We start from the raw sequence: 23647 nt of genomic DNA on the forward strand, positions 1-23647 counted from the left end.
CGTGAAAAAAGTTAACAAAAAATTGAATTCTATTAAAAATATTGTATTATAAGAATATATAAAACAAATAAAAAATATTTTGTATTTTAGTATGTAAAGGAGAATCGTTACATGAAACATTTTTTTGCAGGAATTGGTGAGATTCATTTTTTGTTATTTTTATTATATCTAAGCATGTCTACTAGTCCAATTATTGGACTAGTGATTGGACATACTAAAATAAATCTAATAAATTCTATTATTATGGCTCTTGGTATGATACTGGCATTAATTTTGGTATTATCAAGGGTGTATAGAAAATATTTTTATAGAGACGAAGATGACTAAAGTTTTAATCAATAATTGGCTCCATAATATTTATAGGGAATTTACCCACTACAAATATTATAAAGCCCTAAAAAAGAGCCTGGGATGGCTCTTTTTATGTACTATTATTTTTATTTGATGTAAACATTAGTGGTAGCAGATTTATTAAGGCTCTGACAAGTTTATGGATTTTCTACACCTGAATTAGTAGGTTGATGACTATTTGTATTGCTATCTTCAGCATGATTACTATTGGTATTAGCCTCTGCTTGATCTCCTGTATTGACAACATTATTTCCACCACTACCAGATGAATATTGCTCAGCTGCAGGTGTTTGGGAGTTACTAATGCTTCCATATGATTCAGAGTAGGTTGGAGTGTAGTTGCTATCTTCTGAATTGTAGGATTCTACTCTCTGAACGCTACTAGTCGTTTCAGTCTGGTTAGACTTTTGTTCCTCTTTTTTAGTCAAGACTTCAATTTGTTTTTGAAATTTAGAGATTAGTTCTTGAATTGGTTTAATCTTTTCTTCAAGAGCAGTTTGATCGTTTGCAGAATTGATATTTTTAATGATTTCTAGTATTTTTTGTAAGGAAGTGATGGTCGTTTCAAGTGTTTGTTTATCTTGAAACTGGCTATCAGAATCTTTTATATCTAATTTCAAAGCTTTTTCGCTATAGTGGTTTGTCACTTTATCGGTAGTAGAAGCGAGAAAGTCTGCTAGTGTCTTTTTGCCTTCATCAGTAGTTGGTTTCAATTCTTGGATTTTTTTCCAATCTTCTATAATGGTTTCAGAATCAATATTGAAGTTTTTAATAGCGTTTTTTACTTGTTCAACATCTTGATGATTCTTTTGATGGTTGACGAGAGCAACGTTCCCTCTCTCTGCTTGGATTTTTTCTTGATGGAGGACTAAGCCTGTCAAAAGTCCAAAACCCACAACAATGGTAATAGTAAAAATGGTATTTTTTGATTTTAGGATCTCTTTGTAGTTTTTCACAATAGTTATACGCACATGGATGATGATATATGTATGGAATCATGTGCGCGTTCCTCCTTATTACAGTATATCATTTTTAGCTGATTTTAAAAAATAAGTTTATAAAGAGAATAGAGGTTTAGGTATGAATTGATTTCTTTTGTATCCTGATTTTCATGTATTGACAGAAGAGGTTGATAGATTGTCAGCCTCTTTCTTGTCTTCTCCAACCAAGCATGTTATAATGAAAACTGCTCAAACGACCTTCAATCGTGATAGCAAACACGACCTTCAATCGTGAATAAACGAATAGATGGGAGAACTACCATGAGTGATAACTCTAAAACACGTGTTGTCGTGGGGATGAGTGGTGGTGTTGATTCGTCGGTGACGGCTCTCTTGCTCAAAGAACAGGGCTACGATGTGATCGGTATCTTCATGAAGAACTGGGACGACACAGATGAAAACGGCGTCTGTACGGCGACCGAAGATTACAAGGATGTAGCTGCGGTAGCAGACCAACTTGGCATTCCTTACTACTCTGTCAATTTTGAAAAAGAGTACTGGGACCGCGTTTTTGAGTACTTCCTAGCGGAATACAGAGCAGGACGCACGCCAAATCCAGACGTTATGTGTAACAAGGAAATCAAGTTTAAGGCCTTTTTGGACTATGCCATGACCTTGGGAGCAGACTATGTAGCGACTGGGCACTATGCCCAAGTGGCGCGTGATGAGAATGGCGTTGTTCACATGCTTCGTGGCGTGGACAATGGCAAGGATCAGACCTATTTCCTCAGCCAACTTTCACAAGAACAACTCCAAAAAACCATGTTCCCTCTGGGGCATTTGGAAAAACCTGAAGTTCGCAGACTAGCAGAAGAAGCAGGCCTTGCGACTGCTAAGAAGAAAGACTCAACAGGGATTTGCTTTATTGGAGAAAAGAACTTTAAAGAATTTCTAAGCAACTACTTGCCAGCTCAACCTGGGCGTATGATGACTGTGGATGGACGCGATATGGGTGAGCATGCTGGCCTGATGTACTATACGATCGGTCAGCGTGGGGGACTCGGAATCGGTGGTCAACACGGTGGTGACAATGCACCTTGGTTTGTTGTCGGAAAAGACCTAAGTCAGAACATTCTCTATGTAGGCCAAGGATTCTACCATGACTCGCTTATGTCAACTAGCTTAGAAGCCAGTCAGGTCCACTTTACTCGTGATATGCCAGAGGAATTTACATTAGAATGTACGGCTAAATTCCGCTACCGTCAACCTGATAGTAAAGTTACTGTAAAGGTTAAAGGTGATAAAGCAGAGGTTATTTTTGCTGAACCTCAGCGCGCCATCACACCAGGACAGGCAGTTGTCTTTTACGATGGTGAAGAGTGTCTCGGTGGTGGTTTGATTGATAATGCCTACCGTGATGGTAAGGTTTGTCAGTACATTTAAGAGTTTCTAAGAGGAATGAGAATGTTTCAGTTTTTTAAGAAAAAAACAGCTAAAAAAGATAAGTCGATGTCTCTCTCTGACTATAAGAAAGCGTATTTGAGGGAGAAAACGACAGAATCGATAGAGGCCTTGTTTAAGGAATTGAAGCAAGCTAAAGTCTGGGTTCCCTTCAATGCTTCTCTGATGAATGGGAGTGATGGACAAGAAGGTGGTCGCCTAAAACCGGATATTCTGCAAAAGGGAGATGACTACTTTTATCCTTGCTTCTTAGAAATTCAGGACATTCCCAAGGACTATTATGACCGATTTTCTTGGTTGCAATTACCTCTTACGGACTGTTTGTTTATTGCTGAAGGAATGGAGAGTTTTCCTGTGAGAGGGATTGTCCTGGATGCCTTCTCTGACCCAGTTGAGATTGACAAAGGAGCTTTTGAAGCGATTCGCCAATCATAGTACATATAGATTGACAAATTTTCTCAATTTGCTACAATAATAACAGCAATAGAAATGATGGTCAAAGCTCATGGATGTTGCAGGCTTTTTGTCCTGCACTTCTTTGGAGTTTTGACTGTTTTTGTGTCGTTTAAAGGGAAGGATAAAAATGATTCAACAAGACTTTCGTACCAAATTAGAGAATACGGTCTTTGGAGTTAGGGCTACCGCTCTGATTGTAGAAGAGGGCAAGCTGTTAGTGGTAGAAGATGAGGATGGTTTTTACACGATTGGTGGTGCTATCCAAGTCGGCGAAAGAACGGAAGAGGCTGTAATTCGTGAAGTGAAAGAAGAGCTGGGTGTCAAAGCTCAAGCTGGGCAACTAGCTTTTGTGGTTGAAAATCGTTTTGAACAAGCTGGTGTCCACTTCCATAATATCGAGTTTCATTATTTTGTTGATTTGTTAGAAAGAGCTCCATTGACTATGCAGGAAGATGCAAAGCAATTACCTTGTCGGTGGATAGCTCTGAATCAATTGCATACAGTTCCTCTGAAACCAGGATTTTTAAAAACAGCCCTACCAGATTGGGACGGCCAACTAAAACACATTCATCTTGAGGAATAGGAGAGAAAATGGTGGTTAAGCTTATTGCCCATGTACTTGTTCATAGTGGTGGTGATTATTTACTCATTCAGCGTTCGGAAATTAAAAGAGGAGCACCTAACGTTTATCCAACTTACTGGGATATTCCTGGTGGTGGAGTTGAAAAGGGTGAGCTTCCACGAGATGGGGCTCTTAGAGAATGTGTTGAAGAAGCGGGAGTTAGGCTAGATAGCAGTTCGCTCAAACTTCTTCATGAAGATAGTCAACTGGATACCTCTAAGGATACTGTCTTTACTCGCTTAGTTTATAAAGCAGAGTGGGTTGGGGAGAAGCCAATTATCAGATTAGATCCTGAAGAACATACACATTTTAAATGGGTTACTATGGATCAAGCTCTAGAGGAGGAGAAGCTAGTTCCTTATTTGCGAGAAATTTTTGAAAGGTTAAGAAATGACTTATAATTTTACTGAAGAATACGATATTATTGTAATTGGTGCGGGACACGCTGGGGTCGAGGCTTCTTTAGCTGCTAGCCGTATGGGCTGCAAGGTCTTGCTTGCGACTATTAACATTGAAATGCTGGCTTTCATGCCTTGTAATCCTTCTATCGGTGGTTCTGCCAAGGGGATTGTTGTGCGTGAAGTCGATGCCCTAGGTGGTGAGATGGCCAAGACCATTGACAAGACTTATATCCAGATGAAAATGCTCAACACAGGGAAAGGACCAGCAGTTCGAGCTCTTCGTGCGCAGGCTGACAAGGAACTTTACTCTAAGGAGATGCGCAAGACGGTTGAAAATCAAGAAAATCTGACCCTTCGCCAGACCATGATTGATGAGATTTTGGTGGAAGATGGCAAGGTTGTCGGTGTTCGTACAGCGACCCATCAAGAGTATGCTGCCAAGGCCGTTATCGTGACGACAGGGACTGCTCTTCGTGGTGAAATTATCATCGGGGATCTCAAGTACTCGTCAGGTCCTAACCACAGCCTAGCTTCTATTAACCTTGCTGACAATCTCAAGGAACTAGGCCTCGAAATCGGTCGTTTCAAGACAGGAACTCCTCCACGTGTCAAGGCTTCCTCTATCAACTATGATGTGACAGAAATTCAGCCAGGAGATGAAGCACCAAACCACTTCTCATACACCTCACGTGATGAGGATTATGTCAAGGATCAGGTACCATGTTGGTTGACATATACCAATGGTACCAGTCATGAGATTATCCAAAACAACCTCCACCGTGCGCCTATGTTTACAGGTGTGGTCAAGGGAGTGGGACCTCGTTACTGTCCATCGATTGAAGACAAGATTGTGCGTTTTGCGGACAAGGAACGTCACCAACTTTTCCTTGAGCCAGAAGGGCGAAATACAGAGGAAGTCTATGTTCAAGGACTTTCAACTAGTCTTCCTGAGGATGTCCAGCGTGAGTTGGTTCATTCCATCAAAGGTTTGGAAAATGCAGAGATGATGCGAACTGGTTATGCCATTGAGTACGACATGGTCTTGCCTCATCAATTGCGTGCGACTCTGGAAACCAAGAAAATCTCCGGACTTTTCACTGCTGGTCAGACAAATGGAACGTCAGGTTACGAAGAGGCAGCAGGCCAAGGGATTATCGCTGGTATCAACGCGGCTCTGAAAATTCAAGGCAAGCCTGAGTTGATTTTGAAGCGCAGTGACGGTTATATCGGGGTCATGATTGATGACTTGGTGACCAAGGGAACCATTGAACCCTACCGTCTCTTGACCAGTCGTGCTGAATACCGTCTCATTCTTCGCCATGACAATGCTGATATGCGTTTGACAGAGATGGGACGCGAGATTGGACTTGTGGACGATGAACGCTGGGCTCGCTTTGAAATCAAGAAAAATCAATTTGACAATGAGATGAAGCGCCTAGATAGTATCAAACTCAAGCCAGTCAAGGAAACAAATGCCAAGGTTGAGGAGATGGGCTTTAAACCGTTGACCGATGCAGTGACCGCCAAGGAATTCCTTCGCCGTCCAGAAGTTTCTTACCAAGATGTGGTGGCCTTTATCGGACCAGCTGCAGAGGACTTGGATGACAAGATTATCGAATTGATTGAAACAGAAATCAAGTACGAAGGCTATATTTCAAAAGCCATGGATCAGGTTACCAAGATGAAACGCATGGAGGAAAAACGCATTCCAGCTAATATCGACTGGGATGACATTGACTCTATCGCAACCGAAGCCCGTCAGAAGTTCAAACTCATCAATCCAGAAACCATCGGACAAGCCAGCCGTATTTCGGGAGTAAACCCAGCAGATATCTCCATTTTGATGGTGTATCTAGAAGGTAAAAATCGAAGTATTTCTAAAAACTTAGAAAAGAAAGTTGACTAAAAACAAAATGCTGAATTCTCTTTTAGGGAATTCAGTTTTTTTGATAGATTGCTTCTCTTTTTTCGAATAAAGAGAAAAGGAGAAGAGATGGTAACAGTAGAAGAAAAAAATTTTTTAGACGCCTATCAAAAGGCATCTTATCACCGTTTTTATGAGATTGAACGCTTCGCTAGTCTCTATAAAAAGCTGAATAAATGTCCTCAGCAGGCTGACAAGAACTAGACTTTTTGATATACTAGAACAAATCAAAATCTAGGAGAGAATGAATGAACGTATATGGCAGATTAGAAGACGAACCAACTCCAACTTGGACAGGAAATCAAGAAAATTCAGCTGGGGGAGAGGAGCGAGAAGAGTTTGAAACACGACAATCTGCTCGCTTACCATTGTTTAAAATCTTAATTTGGAGCACTTTAGCGGTACTTGTATCTGTAGTTCTTCCTTTTGTGCTAGGATTGACCAGTCCAGAGCAGGCTCAGGATTTCTATATTGGATGGGCAATGCACCAAGGAGGAGAAATCTACACAGACTATTTTGGAACGAGTGGTCTCCTCTATTATTTCCTACAGTATCTAGCTAAAGGTAACCTTTTATTTACGGCCTTTAATTGGCTTGCTTTAGTGGGCGCTGGAATTTTTCTTTTCCGTTCAACCTATGACTTGACGAAAGAGGATGAGCAGTCGCGACAAGTATTGACGATTTTTTACCTTCTTGCGGGAGGTCTTAGCTTTGGTGGTGGCTATGCCACAATTCTTGCCCTTCCATTTTTATTCTACGCCCTAAACTTCGTCACAACCTATTTGGCAGAATCTAATCATGATAAAGGTTTCTTGCGTATCGGGATGAGTTTGGCGCTTGCCTTCTTCTTGGCGCCTCTAGTCACAGTTCTATATACTCTTGTCTTGTTTTTAGCCTTACTAGCCTTTAATATCGGACGCGGCTACTTGGCTCGTGGCTTTTATCAATTTCTTGCGATTTGTCTAGGATTTTCACTCTTCTTTTATCCAATCGGTTACTACACAGTTTATAAAGGGAGCTTCGGGAGTGCTATTAGTCAAATTCTCTATCCAATTGATAGTTTGAATTTTATGTCCAACCCAGGTCTGCTAGATAATCTCCTCTTTTATGGATTATTAGCAATCGGTCTTGGAGGATTGACCCTTGTGTTTGCAGGCTTTTTCCAGTCTAAACCAAGCAAGCAATACGTCCTATCTATATTTGCTGCGCTTGCTCTTGTACTATCACTAGGCTTGGAAATTTTCTCTACTGAACCGATCCATGGAAGTCGTCTAGCTGAGTTGCTTCCTTTCATGTCCATTTTGTTATTGACTCGAATTCGTGCCAATAATGCAGAGGGAGTGAGTCGTAGTAGAAGATATAGCGAAGCCCCTTCAGTATGGGCAATCTTCCTCAAAGGAAATGTTTACCTGCCTATCTTGGCCCTTGCTTATTTATTCTTGGCCCCTCTAGTAGCGCGCTATGTCCTTCACTCGGAGCAATATCAAGAACGCGCTCGTATCGAAACTATTGTCAAGGGGCAAACGCAAGCAACAGACAGCATTTATGTATGGGACAATTCGGCTAGTGCTTATCAGGCCAGCGAACGATTAGCAGCTAGTCAGTTACTAACACCGAAATTACATACAGCTTTATCTGAAAATCATACCAAGCTGGTCAATGATCTACGTGATAACCAGCCTAAAGTGATTGTGGTCAATACAAAAACAGCCCTCTGGACGGAAGTAGAACAGCTTCTAGCAGAAAGATATCAACCAGTTCAAAGTGATTTCAAAGACTTTAAGCTCTATAAATTAAAATAAAAACTATCAATATCTTGTGTATTTTTAAAAATTTTAGGATTTTTAACACAAGATATTGATTTTTCTTTTTAGAGTGGTATAATACTTTTTAGAAAGAACATTTTAGAAAAGAGCCTGGAAATGATTGTATTAGAAGAGAAAATAAGCCCTGATCCAACCTTATTCGTTGAAAAGCGCGACGGTAGACGCGTCATTTTTGATGTAGATAAGATTGATAAAGCCTTACACAAGGCTGCAGAAAAAGTCATGGATGTAACCCCCTTGGTCGAAAAGCGTCTTAATACTCTAGTTGAACGTATTGTAGAAGAGATTCATAGTCGCTTTCCTCAAGGTGTAAAAATTTATGAAATCCAAAACATCGTAGAACATGAGTTATTGGAAGCTAAAGAATATGCCTTGGCAGAGGAATATATCACTTATCGAACTCAAAGGGATTTTGAGCGCTCAAAAGCAACAGATATTAACTTCAGTATCCATAAACTTCTCAACAAAGACCAGGCAGTTGTCAATGAGAATGCTAATAAAGATAGTGATGTTTTTAATACCCAGCGTGATTTGACGGCGGGGATTGTTGGGAAATCAATCGGTCTTCAAATGCTTCCTAAGCATGTGGCTAATGCCCACCAAAAAGGGGATATTCACTATCACGATTTGGACTATAGCCCTTACACTCCGATGACCAACTGCTGTCTGATTGATTTTAAGGGCATGTTGGAAAATGGTTTTAAGATTGGGAATGCTGAGGTAGAAAGCCCCAAATCTATCCAAACTGCGACTGCTCAGATATCGCAAATCATCGCCAACGTTGCATCAAGTCAGTATGGAGGCTGTTCAGCAGACCGTATTGATGAAGTCTTGGCTCCTTATGCAGAGAAAAATTACCAAAAGCACCTCAAAGATGCAGAGGAATGGGTTCTACCTGATAAACGCGAAGAATATGCTTGGAAGAAAACCCAAAAAGACATCTATGATGCTATGCAATCATTGGAGTATGAAATCAATACCCTCTTCACTTCAAATGGGCAAACACCCTTTACTTCCCTTGGTTTCGGATTAGGAACCAGTCGTTTTGAACGCGAAATTCAAAAGGCTATCTTGAACATTCGAATCAAGGGGTTGGGATCAGAACACCGTACAGCTATCTTCCCTAAATTGATCTTCACTCTTAAAAGAGGACTTAACTTGGAGGAAGATTCACCTAACTACGACATCAAGCAGTTGGCGCTCGAATGCGCAACTAAACGGATGTACCCAGATGTCTTGTCTTACGATAAGATTATCGAATTGACAGGTTCCTTCAAGGTTCCGATGGGATGTCGTTCATTCCTTCAAGGATGGAAGGATGAAAATGGAGTAGAAGTTAACTCTGGTCGTATGAACCTAGGGGTTGTGACGGTCAATCTGCCTCGTATTGCTCTCGAATCCGAAGGCGACATGAATAAGTTCTGGGAAATCTTCAACGAGCGCATGAATATTGCTGAAGATGCTCTAGTTTATCGTGTGGAAAGAACCAAGGAAGCCACTCCAGCTAATGCCCCTATTCTTTATCAATATGGAGCCTTCGGACGCCGCCTTGGAAAAGAAGAAAGTGTTGATAAACTCTTTAAGAATCGTCGTGCAACTATTTCTCTGGGCTATATCGGCTTGTACGAAGTGGCGACTGTTTTCTTTGGTAATAATTGGGAAAACAACCCAGAAGCCAAGGAATTCACACTGGATATTATTCGAGATATGAAACGTCGAGTAGAAGAATGGTCTGACCAATATGGTTATCACTTCTCTATTTATTCAACACCGTCTGAAAGTTTGACGGACCGATTCTGCCGTTTAGATGCTGAGAAATTTGGCTCTATTCCAGATATTACAGATAAAGAATACTACACAAATTCCTTCCATTATGATGTGCGTAAAAATCCAACTCCTTTTGAAAAACTAGATTTTGAAAAGGTTTATCCAGAAGCAGGTGCATCAGGTGGATTCATCCACTACTGTGAGTATCCAGTTCTTCAACAAAATCCAAAGGCCTTGGAAGCTGTTTGGGATTATGCTTATGACCGTGTAGGTTATCTAGGAACCAATACTCCAATTGACCGCTGTTACAAGTGTGATTTTGAAGGAGATTTTGAGCCGACAGAGAGAGGATTTGCTTGTCCTAACTGTGGAAATAATGATCCTAAAACAGTAGATGTTGTTAAACGGACCTGTGGTTATCTTGGGAATCCACAAGCTCGTCCGATGGTTAATGGGCGTCATAAGGAAATTGCTGCGCGTGTGAAACACATGAACGGTTCTACTATTAAAACAGCAGGACATGAAGTAAGAAGTTAGAAAGAAATAGCATGGGAAAATATCAATTAGACGATAAGGGCAAGGCCTTGGTTCAACGGTTCCACGAGAAACATTCAAAAGGTGGAGGTAATAAAAAAGACCGAGTGGCTAGCCTAAGAGAGAAATTTTTAAATAAGAATAAGAAAAAGTGAGAGTCCGCTCTCGCTTTTCTCTTAGCTGGAGGTAAAGATGATATTACGCAGACCAAGATTGGCAGATAAGGAAGCTGTTGTAGATATGATAGAGGAGTTTGAAGAGACCCAATCGACCCACAATGGCGGATTTTGGGATATTGAGAATTTCTCTTACGAGGACTGGCTAGAAACTGGCCGAAATAAAGAAATGGGAATAGGATTGCTGGAAAATCGCGTTCCATCAATTCAGTTCGTTTTGTTTGATGAATCAGGCCATGCTTTAGGTTTTTTAAATTTACGATTGAGACTAAATGAGGGCTTGCTGAATTATGCTGGTCATATTGGCTATTCCATCCGATTGTCTGAAAGAGGCAAGGGCTACGCAAAAGAGTCCCTCCGCCAAGGCTTAGAAGTTGCTAAGGGAAAGAATATCAAACAAGCTCTGGTGACTTGTAGCACGGAAAATCCTGCCAGCCGAGCTGTTATCTTAGCTAATGGTGGGAAGTTAGAGGATGTTCGGAATGGAACGGAGCGCTATTGGATAGAGTTGGAGTAGAAAGCATGACATGGAATACACCAAAACCAGGAGAGTGGAAGAGTGAGGAGCTTAGTCAAGGACGTATCATTGACTATAAGGCTTTTAACTTTGTGGATGGAGAAGGGGTGCGCAATTCTCTCTATGTAGCCGGATGCATGTTTCATTGTGAGGGCTGTTACAATGTAGCGACCTGGTCTTTCAATGCAGGAATTCCTTATACACAAGAATTGGAAGAACAGATTATGGCAGATCTGGCCCAACCCTATGTTCAAGGGTTGACTTTATTAGGAGGAGAACCCTTCCTAAATACAGGAATTCTCTTACCTCTCGTAAAACGCATTCGTAAGGAATTGCCAGATAAAGATATTTGGTCCTGGACGGGATACACATGGGAAGAGATAATGTTGGAGACACCTGATAAACTAGAACTTTTATCCCTGATTGATATCCTGGTAGATGGTCGCTATGATAAAAGTAAGCGTAATCTCATGCTTCAGTTCCGTGGCTCTTCCAACCAACGGATTATCGATGTGCAAAAGTCTCTCCAAAGTGGAAAGGTAGTCATTTGGGACAAGCTTAACGATGAAAAAGAAAGCTATGAACAGGTGAAGAGAGAATGAAGAAAAAAGACTTAATAGAACAACTGGTCTCAGAGATAGAAACTGGAAAAGTAAAAACACTGGGGATCTACGGTCATGGGGCTTCAGGTAAATCAACCTTCGCTCAGGAATTATATCAAGCCCTAGATTCTACTACAGTAAATCTGCTAGAAACAGATCCCTATATTACTTCGGGACGACATTTAGTGGTACCTAAAGAGACACCAGACCAAAAGGTGACAGCATGTTTACCGGTAGCGCATGAGCTGGCAAGTTTACAAAGAGATATTCTTGCTCTGCAAGCGGGTATGGACATCTTAACAATTGAGGAACCCTGGAAGGCTAGTGAGATCTTATCGGGAGCAAAACCAATTCTGATAGTCGAAGGGATGTCTGTGGGCTTTCTACCCAAGGAACTCTTTGATAAAACTGTTTGTTTCTACACGGATGAAGAGACAGAATTAAAGAGACGTCTAGCTCGAGATACGACTGTGAGAAATGGCGATGCATCCATTATATTGGCTAGTCAGCAGATGAGACGAGAGCAGTATCTACAATACTATAAAGAAACCGAGTCAAAAGCGGATATCTTGATAAATCAATCAAATGATAAATTTAACGTAAAAACTAGTAACTTATATAGGAGAAAACTGAAAAATTTTCCCTCATGAAAAAGCTAAGTCTGAAAGTGAAGAAAAGAAAACAGTTTCATTCGAAAAATTTAAAAAAACTTGTCAAATCCCTTGCAATCGCAGGGGCTTTGTGTTATTCTATTATGGTGCTGTAAATTACAGCTTTAGCTTTGATGCAAGAGGTTGCGACACGCTCGGTTGCATTGCCACGCAACGCGCGTCGGTTTTCTTGTGGAGCTAGCCTATTATCTTAAATAGACGAAAAGGAGAAAAAGATGGCAAACAAAAAAATCCGTATCCGTTTGAAAGCTTACGAACATCGTACGCTTGACACAGCGGCTGCAAAAATCGTAGAATCAGCTACTCGTACAGGTGCACAAGTTGCGGGTCCAATCCCACTTCCAACTGAACGTAGCCTCTACACAATTATTCGTGCGACTCACAAATATAAAGACTCTCGCGAACAATTCGAAATGCGTACACACAAACGTTTGATCGACATCATCAACCCAACTCAAAAAACAGTTGACGCTTTGATGAAATTGGATCTTCCAAGTGGTGTAAACGTAGAAATCAAACTTTAATTTAAAGCTTGATAACTTGAGCATAAAAAACGCTCGTTAAAAACTTTTTGAATAAAAAATATAGAAAAGGAACTATTTTCTCATGACAAAAGGAATCTTAGGGAAAAAAGTGGGAATGACTCAAATCTTCACTGAAGCTGGCGAATTGATCCCTGTAACAGTTATTGAAGCAACTCCAAACGTTGTTCTTCAAGTTAAAACTGTTGAAACAGACGGATACAACGCTATCCAAGTTGGTTTCGATGACAAACGCGAAGTATTGAGCAACAAACCTGCTAAAGGACATGTAGCAAAAGCTAACACGGCTCCTAAGCGCTTCATTCGTGAATTCAAAAACGTTGAAGGCTTGGAAGTTGGTGCTGAAATCACAGTTGAAACTTTCGCAGCTGGAGATGTTGTTGACGTAACTGGTACTTCTAAAGGTAAAGGTTTCCAAGGTGTTATCAAACGCCACGGGCAATCACGTGGACCTATGGCTCACGGTTCTCGTTACCACCGTCGTCCAGGTTCTATGGGACCTGTTGCACCTAACCGCGTATTCAAAGGTAAAAACCTTGCAGGACGTATGGGTGGCGACCGTGTAACAATTCAAAACCTTGAAGTTGTACAAGTTGTTCCAGAAAAGAACGTTATCCTTATCAAAGGTAACGTACCAGGTGCTAAGAAATCTCTTATCACTATCAAGTCAGCAGTTAAAGCTGGTAAATAATAAGGAAAGGGGAATACAGTCAAAATGGCAAATGTAACATTATTCGACCAAACTGGTAAACAAGCGGGCGAAGTTGTTCTTAACGATGCAATCTTTGGTATCGAACCAAACCAATCTGTTGTGTTTGATGTGATCATCAGCCAACGTGCTAGCCTTCGTCAAGGAACTCACGCAGTTAAAAACCGCTCAGCTGTTTCAGGTGGCGGACGCAAACCATGGCGTCAAAAAGGAACTGGACGTGCTCGTCAAGGTTCTATCCGCTCTCCACAATGGCGTGGTGGTGGAATCGTCTTCGGACCAACTCCACGTAGCTATGCGTACAAACTTCCTCAAAAAGTTCGTCGCCTTGCGCTTAAATCTGTTTACTCAGAAAAAGTTGCTGAAAACAAATTTGTAGCCGTTGATTCTCTTGAATTTACAGCTCCAAAAACTGCTGAATTTGCAAAAGTTCTTGCAGCTTTGAGCATCGATTCTAAAGTCCTTGTTATTCTTGAAGAAGGAAATGAATTCGCAGCTCTCTCAGCTCGTAACCTTCCAAACGTGAAAGTTGCGACTGCTACAACTGCAAGTGTTCTTGACATCGCAAATAGTAACAAACTTCTTGTTACTCAAGCAGCTATCTCTAAAATCGAGGAGGTTCTTGCATAATGAATTTGTATGATGTTATCAAAAAACCTGTAATCACTGAAAGCTCAATGGCTCAACTTGAAGCAGGCAAATATGTATTTGAAGTTGACACTCGTGCACACAAACTTTTGATCAAGCAAGCTGTTGAAGCTTCATTCGAAGGTGTTAAAGTTGCAAATGTTAACACAATCAACGTAAAACCAAAAGCTAAACGTGTTGGACGTTACACTGGTTTTACTAACAAAACTAAAAAAGCTATCATCACACTTACAGCTGATTCAAAAGCAATCGAGTTGTTCGCTGCTGAAGCTGAATAATCTAAGGAGGAAATATCGTGGGAATTCGTGTTTATAAACCAACAACAAACGGTCGCCGTAATATGACTTCTTTGGATTTCGCTGAAATCACAACAAGCACACCTGAAAAATCTTTGCTTGTTGCTTTGAAGAAACAGGCTGGTCGTAACAACAACGGTCGCATCACTGTTCGTCACCACGGTGGTGGACACAAACGTTTCTACCGTTTGGTTGACTTCAAACGTAACAAAGATAACGTTGAAGCAGTTGTTAAAACTATCGAGTACGATCCAAACCGTTCTGCAAACATCGCTCTTGTACACTACACTGACGGTGTGAAAGCTTACATCATCGCTCCAAAAGGTCTTGAAGTTGGTCAACGTATCATTTCAGGTCCTGAAGCTGATATCAAAGTAGGTAACGCTCTTCCACTTGCTAACATCCCAGTTGGTACTTTGGTTCACAACATTGAGTTGAAACCAGGTCGTGGTGGTGAATTGGTTCGTGCTGCTGGAGCTTCTGCTCAAGTATTGGGTCAAGAAGGTAAATATGTTCTTGTTCGTCTTCAATCAGGCGAAGTTCGTATGATTCTTGGAACTTGTCGTGCAACAGTTGGTGTTGTCGGAAACGAACAACATGGACTTGTTAACCTTGGTAAAGCAGGACGCAGCCGTTGGAAAGGTATCCGTCCAACAGTTCGTGGTTCTGTAATGAACCCTAACGATCACCCACACGGTGGTGGTGAAGGTAAAGCACCAGTTGGTCGTAAAGCACCATCAACTCCATGGGGCAAACCTGCTCTTGGTCTTAAAACTCGTAACAAGAAAGCGAAATCTGACAAACTTATCGTTCGTCGTCGCAACGAGAAATAATTTAAAACTAGTCGCTTAAGCACTAGATAATCCGCCAGCTCGGTAGCGCTCCTTGAGAGCGCAAGCCGCTGTGGTACAACATTTAAAGGAGAAAAAATAAAAATGGGACGCAGTCTTAAAAAAGGACCTTTCGTCGATGAGCATTTGATGAAAAAAGTTGAAGCTCAAGCTAACGACGAAAAGAAAAAAGTTATTAAAACTTGGTCACGTCGTTCAACGATCTTCCCAAGTTTCATTGGTTATACTATCGCAGTTTATGATGGACGTAAACACGTACCTGTTTACATCCAAGAAGACATGGTAGGTCACAAACTTGGTGAATTTGCACCAACTCGTACTTACAAAGGTCACGCTGCAGACGACAAGAAAACACGTAGAAAATAAGGAGAACATAAATGGCAGAAATTACTTCAGCTAAAGCAATGGCTCGTACAGTACGTGTTTCACCTCGTAAATCACGTCTTGTTCTTGACAACATTCGTGGTAAAAGCGTAGCCGATGCTATTGCAATCTTGACATTCACTCCAAACAAAGCTGCTGAGATCATCTTGAAAGTTTTGAACTCAGCTGTAGCTAACGCTGAAAACAACCTTGGTTTGGATAAAGCTAACTTGGTAGTATCTGAAGCATTCGCAAATGAAGGACCAACTATGAAACGTTTCCGTCCACGCGCGAAAGGTTCAGCTTCACCAATCAACAAACGTACAGCTCACATCACTGTGGCTGTTGCAGAAAAATAAGGAGGTAAAATCGTGGGTCAAAAAGTACATCCAATTGGTATGCGTGTCGGCATCATCCGTGATTGGGATGCCAAATGGTATGCTGAAAAAGAATACGCGGATTACCTTCATGAAGATCTTGCAATCCGTAAATTCGTTCAAAAAGAACTTGCTGACGCAGCTGTTTCAACTATTGAAATTGAACGCGCAGTAAACAAAGTTAACGTTTCACTTCACACTGCTAAACCAGGTATGGTTATCGGTAAAGGTGGTGCTAACGTTGATGCACTTCGTGCTAAACTTAACAAATTGACTGGAAAACAAGTACACATCAACATCATCGAAATCAAACAACCTGATTTGGATGCTCACCTTGTTGGTGAAGGAATCGCTCGTCAATTGGAGCAACGTGTTGCTTTCCGTCGTGCACAAAAACAAGCAATCCAACGTGCAATGCGTGCTGGAGCTAAAGGAATCAAAACTCAAGTATCAGGTCGTTTGAACGGTGCAGATATCGCCCGTGCTGAAGGATACTCTGAAGGAACTGTTCCACTTCACACACTTCGTGCAGATATCGATTATGCTTGGGAAGAAGCAGACACTACATACGGTAAACTTGGTGTTAAAGTATGGATCTACCGTGGTGAAGTTCTTCCAGCTCGTAAAAACACTAAAGGAGGTAAATAACCAATGTTAGTACCTAAACGTGTTAAACACCGTCGTGAATTCCGTGGTAAAATGCGCGGTGAAGCTAAAGGTGGAAAAGAAGTAGCATTCGGTGAATACGGTCTTCAAGCTACAACTAGCCACTGGATCACTAACCGCCAAATCGAAGCTGCTCGTATCGCCATGACTCGTTACATGAAACGTGGTGGTAAAGTTTGGATTAAAATCTTCCCACACAAATCATACACAGCTAAAGCTATCGGGGTTCGTATGGGATCTGGTAAAGGGGCACCTGAAGGTTGGGTAGCACCAGTTAAACGTGGTAAAGTAATGTTTGAAGTTGCTGGTGTATCTGAAGAGATCGCACGCGAAGCGCTTCGTCTTGCAAGCCACAAATTGCCAGTTAAATGTAAATTCGTAAAACGTGAAGCAGAATAAGGAGAAGGCATGAAACTTAATGAAGTAAAAGAATTTGTTAAAGAACTTCGTGGTCTTTCTCAAGAAGAACTCGCGAAGCGCGAAAACGAATTGAAAAAAGAATTGTTTGAACTTCGTTTCCAAGCTGCTACTGGTCAATTAGAACAAACAGCTCGCTTGAAAGAAGTTAAAAAACAAATCGCTCGTATCAAAACAGTTCAATCTGAAGCGAAATAATAGACTAGGGAAGGAGAAATTTCAATGGAACGCAATAATCGTAAAGTTCTTGTTGGACGTGTTGTATCTGACAAAATGGACAAGACAATCACAGTTGTAGTTGAAACAAAACGTAACCACCCAGTCTATGGTAAACGTATTAACTACTCTAAAAAATACAAAGCACATGATGAAAACAATGTTGCCAAAGAAGGCGATATCGTACGTATCATGGAAACTCGTCCGCTTTCAGCTACAAAACGTTTCCGTCTTGTAGAAGTCGTTGAAGAAGCGGTTATCATCTAATCAAACCCGAAAGGAGAAAACTGAAATGATTCAAACAGAAACTCGTTTGAAAGTCGCAGACAACAGCGGTGCACGCGAAATCTTGACTATCAAAGTTCTTGGTGGTTCTAAACGTAAATTTGCGAACATCGGTGATGTTATTGTGGCATCTGTAAAACAAGCTACTCCTGGTGGTGCGGTTAAAAAAGGTGACGTTGTTAAAGCAGTTATCGTTCGTACTAAATCAGGTGCTCGTCGTGCTGATGGTTCATACATCAAATTTGACGAGAACGCAGCAGTTATCATCCGTGAAGATAAAACTCCTCGCGGAACACGTATCTTTGGCCCAGTTGCACGTGAATTGCGTGAAGGTGGCTTCATGAAGATCGTGTCACTTGCTCCAGAAGTACTTTAATTTTCACAGAGCAAAAACAAACAAACACAGTCCCCTGGCTTAGCCAGGGTGCCCATTGGGCGTAAGAATAAAAGGAGAAAAAAATGTTTGTAAAAAAAGGCGACAAAGTTCGCGTAATCGCTGGTAAAGATAAGGGAACAGAAGCTGTTGTCCTTACTGCCCTTCCAAAAGTAAACAAAGTTATCGTTGAAGGTGTTAACATCGTTAAGAAACACCAACGTCCAACTAACGAACTTCCTCAAGGTGGTATCATCGAGAAGGAAGCAGCTATCCACGTATCAAATGTTCAAGTTTTGGACAAAAATGGTGTAGCTGGTCGTGTTGGTTACAAATTTGTAGACGGTAAAAAAGTTCGCTACAACAAAAAATCAGGCGAAGTGCTTGATTAATCACGAAGGAAAGGAGAAGTATAATGGCAAATCGTTTAAAAGAAAAATATCTTAATGAAGTAGTTCCTGCTTTGACAGAACAATTCAACTACTCATCAGTGATGGCTGTGCCTAAAGTAGATAAGATCGTTTTGAACATGGGTGTTGGTGAAGCTGTATCAAACGCTAAAAGCCTTGAAAAAGCTGCTGAAGAATTGGCACTTATCTCAGGTCAAAAACCACTTATCACTAAAGCTAAAAAATCAATCGCCGGCTTCCGTCTTCGTGAAGGTGTTGCGATCGGTGCAAAAGTTACCCTTCGTGGTGAACGTATGTACGAATTCTTGGATAAATTGGTTTCAGTTTCACTTCCACGTGTGCGTGACTTCCACGGTGTTCCAACAAAATCATTTGATGGACGCGGAAACTACACACTTGGTGTGAAAGAACAATTGATCTTCCCAGAAATCAACTTTGATGACGTTGACAAAACTCGTGGTCTTGACATCGTTATCGTAACTACTGCTAACACTGACGAAGAGTCACGTGCATTGCTTACAGGCCTTGGAATGCCTTTTGCAAAATAATATAGGAGGTATAACTAATGGCTAAAAAATCTATGATTGCTAAGAACAAACGCCCAGCGAAGTTCTCTACTCAAGCATACACTCGCTGTGAACGTTGTGGACGTCCACACTCAGTTTACCGCAAGTTTAAACTTTGCCGTGTTTGCTTCCGTGAATTGGCATATAAAGGTCAAATCCCTGGTGTAACAAAAGCATCTTGGTAATTTAAGATATCAAGGGCGTCAAAACTCCAAGTGAAAATAGGAAACTTGGCGAAGAAACTTTAGTTTCTAGAAAAGTTTATCTTTTTCACACAGAGTTTAGCCCGGGTTCAGTTGGGCTAGCCAATTTGAACACGAGCTACAGCCTTGGCAAAAAAGATCAATTTACTTTGGTGCATGGCTCCTGCATTAAATTGCCTATTTTTGCTTGTGCTGTTACGCTCTCTGTATCATGTATTAACTAGCAAGTGCAACTTGCAAACTACTAGTAAGAGGAGAAAAATAAAATGGTTATGACTGACCCAATCGCAGACTTCCTAACTCGTATTCGTAACGCTAACCAAGCAAAACACGAAGTACTTGAAGTACCTGCATCAAACATCAAAAAAGGGATTGCAGAAATCCTTAAACGCGAAGGTTTTGTTAAGAACGTAGAAATCATCGAAGATGACAAACAAGGCATCATCCGTGTATTCCTTAAATACGGACCAAACGGTGAAAAAGTTATCACAAACTTGAAACGTGTTTCTAAACCAGGACTTCGTGTCTACAAAAAACGTGAAGATCTTCCAAAAGTACTTAACGGTCTTGGAATTGCTATCCTTTCAACTTCTGAAGGTTTGCTTACTGATAAAGAAGCTCGCCAAAAGAATGTTGGTGGTGAGGTTATCGCTTACGTTTGGTAATATTTAGTTCCCAATTTCTTTGTGACTCTTCGTTATCGTCTCTTGCCTAACCCAAAGTTATGCCTGCGAGACGATGCCTCGATTCACTTAGAAATTGAAACCTAAATGTTCCTTTAAATCGAGAAATCGATTTAACCCCGTGAAAACTGGCTGTAATGGCCTGACAATTTAACAGGAGAATAAAAACATGTCACGTATTGGTAATAAAGTTATCGTGTTGCCTGCTGGTGTTGAACTCACTAACAATGACAACGTTGTAACTGTAAAAGGACCTAAAGGAGAACTTACTCGTGAGTTCTCAAAAGATATTGAAATCCGTGTGGAAGGTACTGAAGTAACTCTTCACCGTCCAAACGATTCAAAAGAAATGAAAACTATCCACGGAACTACTCGTGCCCTTTTGAACAACATGGTTGTTGGAGTTTCAGAAGGATTCAAGAAACAACTTGAAATGCGTGGGGTTGGTTACCGTGCACAACTTCAAGGAAACAAACTTGTCTTGGCTGTTGGTAAATCTCATCCAGACGAAGTTGAAGCTCCAGAAGGAATTACTTTTGAACTTCCAAACCCAACAAACATTGTTATCAGCGGAATTTCAAAAGAAGTAGTTGGTCAAACAGCTGCTTACGTACGTAGCCTTCGCTCACCAGAACCTTATAAAGGTAAAGGTATCCGTTACGTTGGCGAATATGTTCGTCTTAAAGAAGGTAAAACAGGTAAATAATCTTGAGTGGTTGATCTTCAACCGCCAAACTATTTTCCAACTTTGTGCATAGCACACGATTTAAAACTAAAGAGGTGAAAACTGTGATTTCTAAACCAGATAAAAACAAACTCCGCCAAAAACGCCACCGTCGCGTTCGCGGAAAACTCTCTGGAACTGCTGATCGCCCACGTTTGAACGTATTCCGTTCTAATACAGGCATCTACGCTCAAGTTATTGATGACGTAGCGGGTGTAACGCTCGCAAGTGCTTCAACTCTTGACAAAGAAGTTTCAAAAGGAACAAAAACTGAACAAGCCGTTGCTGTCGGTAAACTCGTTGCAGAACGTGCAAATGCTAAAGGTATTTCAGAAGTGGTGTTCGACCGCGGTGGATATCTATATCACGGACGTGTGAAAGCTTTGGCTGATGCAGCTCGTGAAAACGGATTGAAATTCTAATAGGAGGACACTAGAAAATGGCATTTAAAGACAATGCAGTTGAATTTGAAGAACGCGTAGTTGCTGTCAACCGTGTTACAAAAGTTGTTAAAGGTGGACGTCGTCTTCGTTTCGCAGCTCTTGTAGTCGTTGGTGACCACAATGGTCGCGTAGGATTTGGTACTGGTAAAGCTCAAGAAGTTCCAGAAGCAATCCGTAAAGCAGTAGAAGATGCTAAGAAAAACTTGATCGAAGTTCCTATGGTTGGAACAACAATCCCACACGAAGTTCTTTCAGAATTCGGTGGAGCTAAAGTATTGTTGAAACCTGCTGTAGAAGGTTCTGGGGTTGCCGCTGGTGGTGCAGTTCGTGCCGTTATCGAGTTGGCAGGTGTAGCTGATGTTACATCTAAATCACTTGGCTCTAACACTCCAATCAACATTGTTCGTGCAACTGTTGAAGGTTTAAAACAATTGAAACGCGCTGAAGAAGTTGCTGCCCTTCGTGGTATCTCAGTTTCTGATTTGGCATAAGAAAGGGGATAAAATGGCTCAAATTAAAATTACTTTGACTAAGTCTCCAATCGGACGCATTCCATCACAACGTAAAACTGTTGTAGCACTTGGACTTGGCAAATTGAACAGCTCTGTTATTAAAGAAGATAACCCAGCAGTACGTGGTATGATCACTGCAGTATCTCACTTGGTAACAGTTGAAGAAGTAAACTAATTAAATGTTAGGGGATGTGCAGTATACCATCCCCTAAAACTAGATATAGTCATCTTTGATGACAAAGGTATAGGCGAGTTGATAAGAGAGACAACCTTTTCTCTCTTATCGGCGCTAGCATTTTACAAAAGAGGAGAAAATATATAATGAAACTTCATGAATTGAAACCTGCAGAAGGTTCTCGTAAAACTCGTAACCGTGTTGGTCGTGGTACTTCATCAGGTAACGGTAAAACATCTGGTCGTGGTCAAAAAGGTCAAAAAGCTCGTAGCGGTGGCGGAGTACGCCTTGGTTTTGAAGGTGGACAAACTCCATTGTTCCGTCGTCTTCCAAAACGTGGATTCACTAACATCAACGCTAAAGAATACGCAATTGTTAACCTTGACCAATTGAACGTCTTTGAAGATGGTGCAGAAGTAACTCCAGTTGTTCTTATCGAAGCAGGAATTGTTAAAGCTGAAAAATCAGGTATCAAAATCCTTGGTAACGGTGAGTTGACTAAGAAATTGTCTGTGAAAGCAGCTAAATTCTCTAAATCAGCTGAAGAAGCTATCACTGCTAAAGGTGGTTCAGTAGAAGTCATCTAAGAGAGGTGACCTATGTTTTTTAAATTATTGAGAGAAGCTCTCAAGGTCAAGCAAGTTCGATCAAAAATTCTTTTTACAATTTTTATCGTTTTGGTCTTCCGTATCGGGACTAGTATTACAGTTCCATGGGTCAATGCCAACAGCTTGAATGCTTTGAGTGGTCTATCTTTTCTAAATATGTTGAGCTTGGTTTCTGGTAATGCCATGAAAAACTTCTCGGTTTTTGCACTTGGTGTTAGTCCATACATTACTGCTTCTATCGTTGTCCAGCTCTTACAAATGGATTTATTACCAAAGTTTGTGGAGTGGGGCAAACAAGGGGAAGTTGGTCGTAGAAAGTTAAATCAAGCAACTCGTTACATTGCCCTTGTACTTGCATTTGTGCAATCTATCGGGATTACAGCTGGTTTTAATGCTTTATCTGGAGCTAAACTCTTGACTGTTCCTCTAACACCACAAGTTTTCCTTGTGATTGGAGGAATCCTAACAGCAGGTAGTATGATTGTTACTTGGTTGGGTGAACAGATTACTGATAAGGGATATGGGAATGGTGTCTCTATGATTATCTTTGCAGGGATTGTTGCTTCAATTCCTGATATGATCAAGGGCATCTATGTAGACTATTTTGTCAACGTACCAAGCGACCGCTTGAACTCATCTCTCATTTTTGTAGGAATTTTAATCGTAGCTGTCTTATTGATTATCTATTTCACAACATATGTACAACAAGCAGAATATAAGATTCCAATTCAGTATACCAAGGTAGCGCAAGGTGCTCCATCTAGTTCATATCTTCCTTTGAAGATTAACCCTGCTGGAGTTATTCCAGTTATCTTTGCTAGCTCGATTACTGCAGCACCAGCGGCAATTTTGCAATTTGTTAGTGCATCTGGACTGGACTGGGCTTGGGTTCGTACAGCTCAGGAGTTGTTGTCGACAACAGCGCCAACAGGTATTGCTCTATATGCTTTGCTGATTATTCTCTTTACATTCTTCTATACATTTGTACAGATTAATCCTGAGAAAGCAGCAGAGAATTTACAAAAGAGCGGTGCTTACATTCACGGTGTCCGTCCTGGTAAAGGGACTGAAGAGTATATGTCAAAACTTCTTCGTCGTCTTGCCACAGTCGGATCACTCTTCCTTGGTGTGATTTCTATTTTACCAATTGTAGCTAAGGATTTATTCGGTCTTTCAGAAGTCGTTGCTTTTGGGGGAACAAGTCTTTTGATCATTATCTCAACAGGTATTGAAGGAATCAAACAATTGGAAGGTTATCTATTGAAACGTAAATATGTTGGTTTCATGAATACAACAGAATAATTGTAATAGAAAATAAAATTCACTATTGC

Annotated in this window: 36 protein-coding genes; 35 read left to right on the forward strand and 1 reads right to left on the reverse strand. The window is 40.9% G+C overall.

The features are described 5' to 3' along the window. Positions 1-111 precede the first annotated feature (111 nt). Entirely contained in the window at positions 112-327 is a 216-nt protein-coding gene (locus tag QM874_RS07695; protein ID WP_414316856.1) for a hypothetical protein, read from the forward strand. A 161-nt stretch (positions 328-488) separates the two neighbouring features. Here the strand turns inward: QM874_RS07695 and QM874_RS07700 are convergent, their stop codons facing one another. Beyond that, a complete protein-coding gene (locus QM874_RS07700; protein ID WP_414316857.1) occupies positions 489-1307 on the reverse strand; it encodes a hypothetical protein in 819 nt (272 codons plus the stop codon). A gap of 306 nt (positions 1308-1613) precedes the next feature. On the opposite strand from QM874_RS07700, the gene mnmA reads away from it, so the two are divergent. From mnmA to secY, 34 genes are all read left to right on the forward strand, one after another. After that, positions 1614-2735: a tRNA 2-thiouridine(34) synthase MnmA gene (mnmA, locus tag QM874_RS07705; protein WP_414316858.1), complete on the forward strand. Its 1122-nt coding sequence runs from the start codon at positions 1614-1616 to the stop codon at positions 2733-2735. Positions 2736-2756: 21 nt separating this feature from the next. Continuing rightward, entirely contained in the window at positions 2757-3188 is a 432-nt protein-coding gene (locus QM874_RS07710) for an SseB family protein (RefSeq protein ID WP_414316859.1), read from the forward strand. Positions 3189-3336: 148 nt separating this feature from the next. Then, a complete protein-coding gene (locus QM874_RS07715) occupies positions 3337-3792 on the forward strand; it encodes an NUDIX hydrolase (RefSeq protein ID WP_414316860.1) in 456 nt (151 codons plus the stop codon). Positions 3793-3800: 8 nt separating this feature from the next. After that, a complete protein-coding gene (locus QM874_RS07720; RefSeq protein ID WP_414316861.1) occupies positions 3801-4232 on the forward strand; it encodes an NUDIX hydrolase in 432 nt (143 codons plus the stop codon). Continuing rightward, entirely contained in the window at positions 4222-6138 is a 1917-nt protein-coding gene (gene mnmG / locus QM874_RS07725; protein WP_414316862.1) for a tRNA uridine-5-carboxymethylaminomethyl(34) synthesis enzyme MnmG, read from the forward strand. The genes QM874_RS07720 and mnmG overlap by 11 nt, the downstream gene beginning before the upstream one ends. 87 nt (positions 6139-6225) lie before the next feature. Next, positions 6226-6360: a hypothetical protein gene (locus tag QM874_RS07730; protein ID WP_414316863.1), complete on the forward strand. Its 135-nt coding sequence runs from the start codon at positions 6226-6228 to the stop codon at positions 6358-6360. A 44-nt stretch (positions 6361-6404) separates the two neighbouring features. After that, positions 6405-7958, forward strand: a complete 1554-nt coding sequence (locus tag QM874_RS07735; RefSeq protein ID WP_414316864.1) for a damage-inducible protein CinA — start codon at positions 6405-6407, stop codon at positions 7956-7958. A gap of 120 nt (positions 7959-8078) precedes the next feature. Continuing rightward, positions 8079-10286: an anaerobic ribonucleoside-triphosphate reductase gene (gene nrdD, locus QM874_RS07740; RefSeq protein ID WP_414316865.1), complete on the forward strand. Its 2208-nt coding sequence runs from the start codon at positions 8079-8081 to the stop codon at positions 10284-10286. An 11-nt stretch (positions 10287-10297) separates the two neighbouring features. Continuing rightward, complete coding sequence (locus tag QM874_RS07745; protein WP_414316866.1) at positions 10298-10438, forward strand: hypothetical protein; 141 nt, start codon at positions 10298-10300, stop codon at positions 10436-10438. Between the two features lie 37 nt (positions 10439-10475). Next, the gene (locus QM874_RS07750) at positions 10476-10976 is read left to right on the forward strand and encodes a GNAT family N-acetyltransferase (RefSeq protein WP_414316867.1); all 501 of its coding nucleotides are present in this window, start codon (positions 10476-10478) and stop codon (positions 10974-10976) included. 5 nt (positions 10977-10981) lie between these two features. After that, complete coding sequence (gene nrdG / locus QM874_RS07755; protein ID WP_414316868.1) at positions 10982-11578, forward strand: anaerobic ribonucleoside-triphosphate reductase activating protein; 597 nt, start codon at positions 10982-10984, stop codon at positions 11576-11578. Then, complete coding sequence (locus QM874_RS07760; protein WP_414316869.1) at positions 11575-12228, forward strand: uridine kinase family protein; 654 nt, start codon at positions 11575-11577, stop codon at positions 12226-12228. Before nrdG ends, QM874_RS07760 begins: the two co-directional genes overlap by 4 nt. 236 nt (positions 12229-12464) lie before the next feature. Next, positions 12465-12773 (forward strand): 30S ribosomal protein S10, encoded by a 309-nt coding sequence (rpsJ, locus tag QM874_RS07765; protein ID WP_003009585.1) that lies wholly within the window; start codon positions 12465-12467, stop codon positions 12771-12773. A gap of 82 nt (positions 12774-12855) precedes the next feature. Then, a complete protein-coding gene (rplC, locus tag QM874_RS07770; protein ID WP_000160197.1) occupies positions 12856-13482 on the forward strand; it encodes a 50S ribosomal protein L3 in 627 nt (208 codons plus the stop codon). Between the two features lie 24 nt (positions 13483-13506). Next, positions 13507-14130 carry a 50S ribosomal protein L4 gene (gene rplD, locus QM874_RS07775; RefSeq protein ID WP_414316870.1) on the forward strand — a complete coding sequence of 208 codons (624 nt, stop codon included), beginning with the start codon at positions 13507-13509 and terminating at the stop codon, positions 14128-14130. Further along, positions 14130-14426, forward strand: a complete 297-nt coding sequence (locus QM874_RS07780; RefSeq protein WP_075228993.1) for a 50S ribosomal protein L23 — start codon at positions 14130-14132, stop codon at positions 14424-14426. The genes rplD and QM874_RS07780 overlap by 1 nt, the downstream gene beginning before the upstream one ends. Before the next feature lie 17 nt (positions 14427-14443). Then, positions 14444-15277 (forward strand): 50S ribosomal protein L2, encoded by an 834-nt coding sequence (gene rplB, locus QM874_RS07785; RefSeq protein ID WP_414316871.1) that lies wholly within the window; start codon positions 14444-14446, stop codon positions 15275-15277. Between the two features lie 102 nt (positions 15278-15379). Then, on the forward strand, positions 15380-15661 hold the full coding sequence (gene rpsS / locus QM874_RS07790; RefSeq protein ID WP_000533766.1) for a 30S ribosomal protein S19: 282 nt from the start codon (positions 15380-15382) through the stop codon (positions 15659-15661). Between the two features lie 11 nt (positions 15662-15672). Then, complete coding sequence (rplV, locus tag QM874_RS07795; protein WP_049548847.1) at positions 15673-16017, forward strand: 50S ribosomal protein L22; 345 nt, start codon at positions 15673-15675, stop codon at positions 16015-16017. Positions 16018-16029: 12 nt separating this feature from the next. Further along, a complete protein-coding gene (gene rpsC / locus QM874_RS07800) occupies positions 16030-16683 on the forward strand; it encodes a 30S ribosomal protein S3 (protein WP_000529936.1) in 654 nt (217 codons plus the stop codon). A gap of 3 nt (positions 16684-16686) precedes the next feature. Next, positions 16687-17100 carry a 50S ribosomal protein L16 gene (gene rplP / locus QM874_RS07805; RefSeq protein ID WP_000960948.1) on the forward strand — a complete coding sequence of 138 codons (414 nt, stop codon included), beginning with the start codon at positions 16687-16689 and terminating at the stop codon, positions 17098-17100. Positions 17101-17109: 9 nt separating this feature from the next. Continuing rightward, entirely contained in the window at positions 17110-17316 is a 207-nt protein-coding gene (gene rpmC / locus QM874_RS07810; RefSeq protein WP_000772918.1) for a 50S ribosomal protein L29, read from the forward strand. Between the two features lie 24 nt (positions 17317-17340). Then, a complete protein-coding gene (rpsQ, locus tag QM874_RS07815; protein WP_000440801.1) occupies positions 17341-17601 on the forward strand; it encodes a 30S ribosomal protein S17 in 261 nt (86 codons plus the stop codon). 25 nt (positions 17602-17626) lie between these two features. Beyond that, positions 17627-17995, forward strand: a complete 369-nt coding sequence (rplN, locus tag QM874_RS07820) for a 50S ribosomal protein L14 (protein ID WP_000616548.1) — start codon at positions 17627-17629, stop codon at positions 17993-17995. Positions 17996-18078: 83 nt separating this feature from the next. Continuing rightward, complete coding sequence (gene rplX, locus QM874_RS07825; RefSeq protein WP_000497691.1) at positions 18079-18384, forward strand: 50S ribosomal protein L24; 306 nt, start codon at positions 18079-18081, stop codon at positions 18382-18384. A 23-nt stretch (positions 18385-18407) separates the two neighbouring features. After that, positions 18408-18950 (forward strand): 50S ribosomal protein L5, encoded by a 543-nt coding sequence (gene rplE, locus QM874_RS07830; RefSeq protein WP_000013542.1) that lies wholly within the window; start codon positions 18408-18410, stop codon positions 18948-18950. Positions 18951-18967: 17 nt separating this feature from the next. After that, positions 18968-19153, forward strand: coding sequence for a type Z 30S ribosomal protein S14 (locus tag QM874_RS07835; protein ID WP_001085699.1), 186 nt, complete (start codon positions 18968-18970; stop codon positions 19151-19153). Between the two features lie 284 nt (positions 19154-19437). After that, a complete protein-coding gene (gene rpsH, locus QM874_RS07840) occupies positions 19438-19836 on the forward strand; it encodes a 30S ribosomal protein S8 (RefSeq protein WP_000245504.1) in 399 nt (132 codons plus the stop codon). A 187-nt stretch (positions 19837-20023) separates the two neighbouring features. Beyond that, positions 20024-20560, forward strand: a complete 537-nt coding sequence (gene rplF / locus QM874_RS07845; protein WP_414316872.1) for a 50S ribosomal protein L6 — start codon at positions 20024-20026, stop codon at positions 20558-20560. Positions 20561-20643: 83 nt separating this feature from the next. Continuing rightward, positions 20644-21000 (forward strand): 50S ribosomal protein L18, encoded by a 357-nt coding sequence (gene rplR, locus QM874_RS07850; RefSeq protein ID WP_000624044.1) that lies wholly within the window; start codon positions 20644-20646, stop codon positions 20998-21000. Positions 21001-21017: 17 nt separating this feature from the next. Next, entirely contained in the window at positions 21018-21512 is a 495-nt protein-coding gene (gene rpsE, locus QM874_RS07855; protein ID WP_414271113.1) for a 30S ribosomal protein S5, read from the forward strand. A gap of 13 nt (positions 21513-21525) precedes the next feature. Beyond that, on the forward strand, positions 21526-21708 hold the full coding sequence (rpmD, locus tag QM874_RS07860; RefSeq protein ID WP_000057243.1) for a 50S ribosomal protein L30: 183 nt from the start codon (positions 21526-21528) through the stop codon (positions 21706-21708). A 146-nt stretch (positions 21709-21854) separates the two neighbouring features. Continuing rightward, positions 21855-22295, forward strand: a complete 441-nt coding sequence (rplO, locus tag QM874_RS07865; RefSeq protein WP_000766078.1) for a 50S ribosomal protein L15 — start codon at positions 21855-21857, stop codon at positions 22293-22295. Between the two features lie 12 nt (positions 22296-22307). Further along, positions 22308-23618: a preprotein translocase subunit SecY gene (secY, locus tag QM874_RS07870; protein WP_414271114.1), complete on the forward strand. Its 1311-nt coding sequence runs from the start codon at positions 22308-22310 to the stop codon at positions 23616-23618. Positions 23619-23647 lie beyond the last annotated feature (29 nt).

This window comes from Streptococcus infantis (assembly GCF_047463615.1).
Taxonomy (GTDB): domain Bacteria; phylum Bacillota; class Bacilli; order Lactobacillales; family Streptococcaceae; genus Streptococcus; species Streptococcus infantis_X.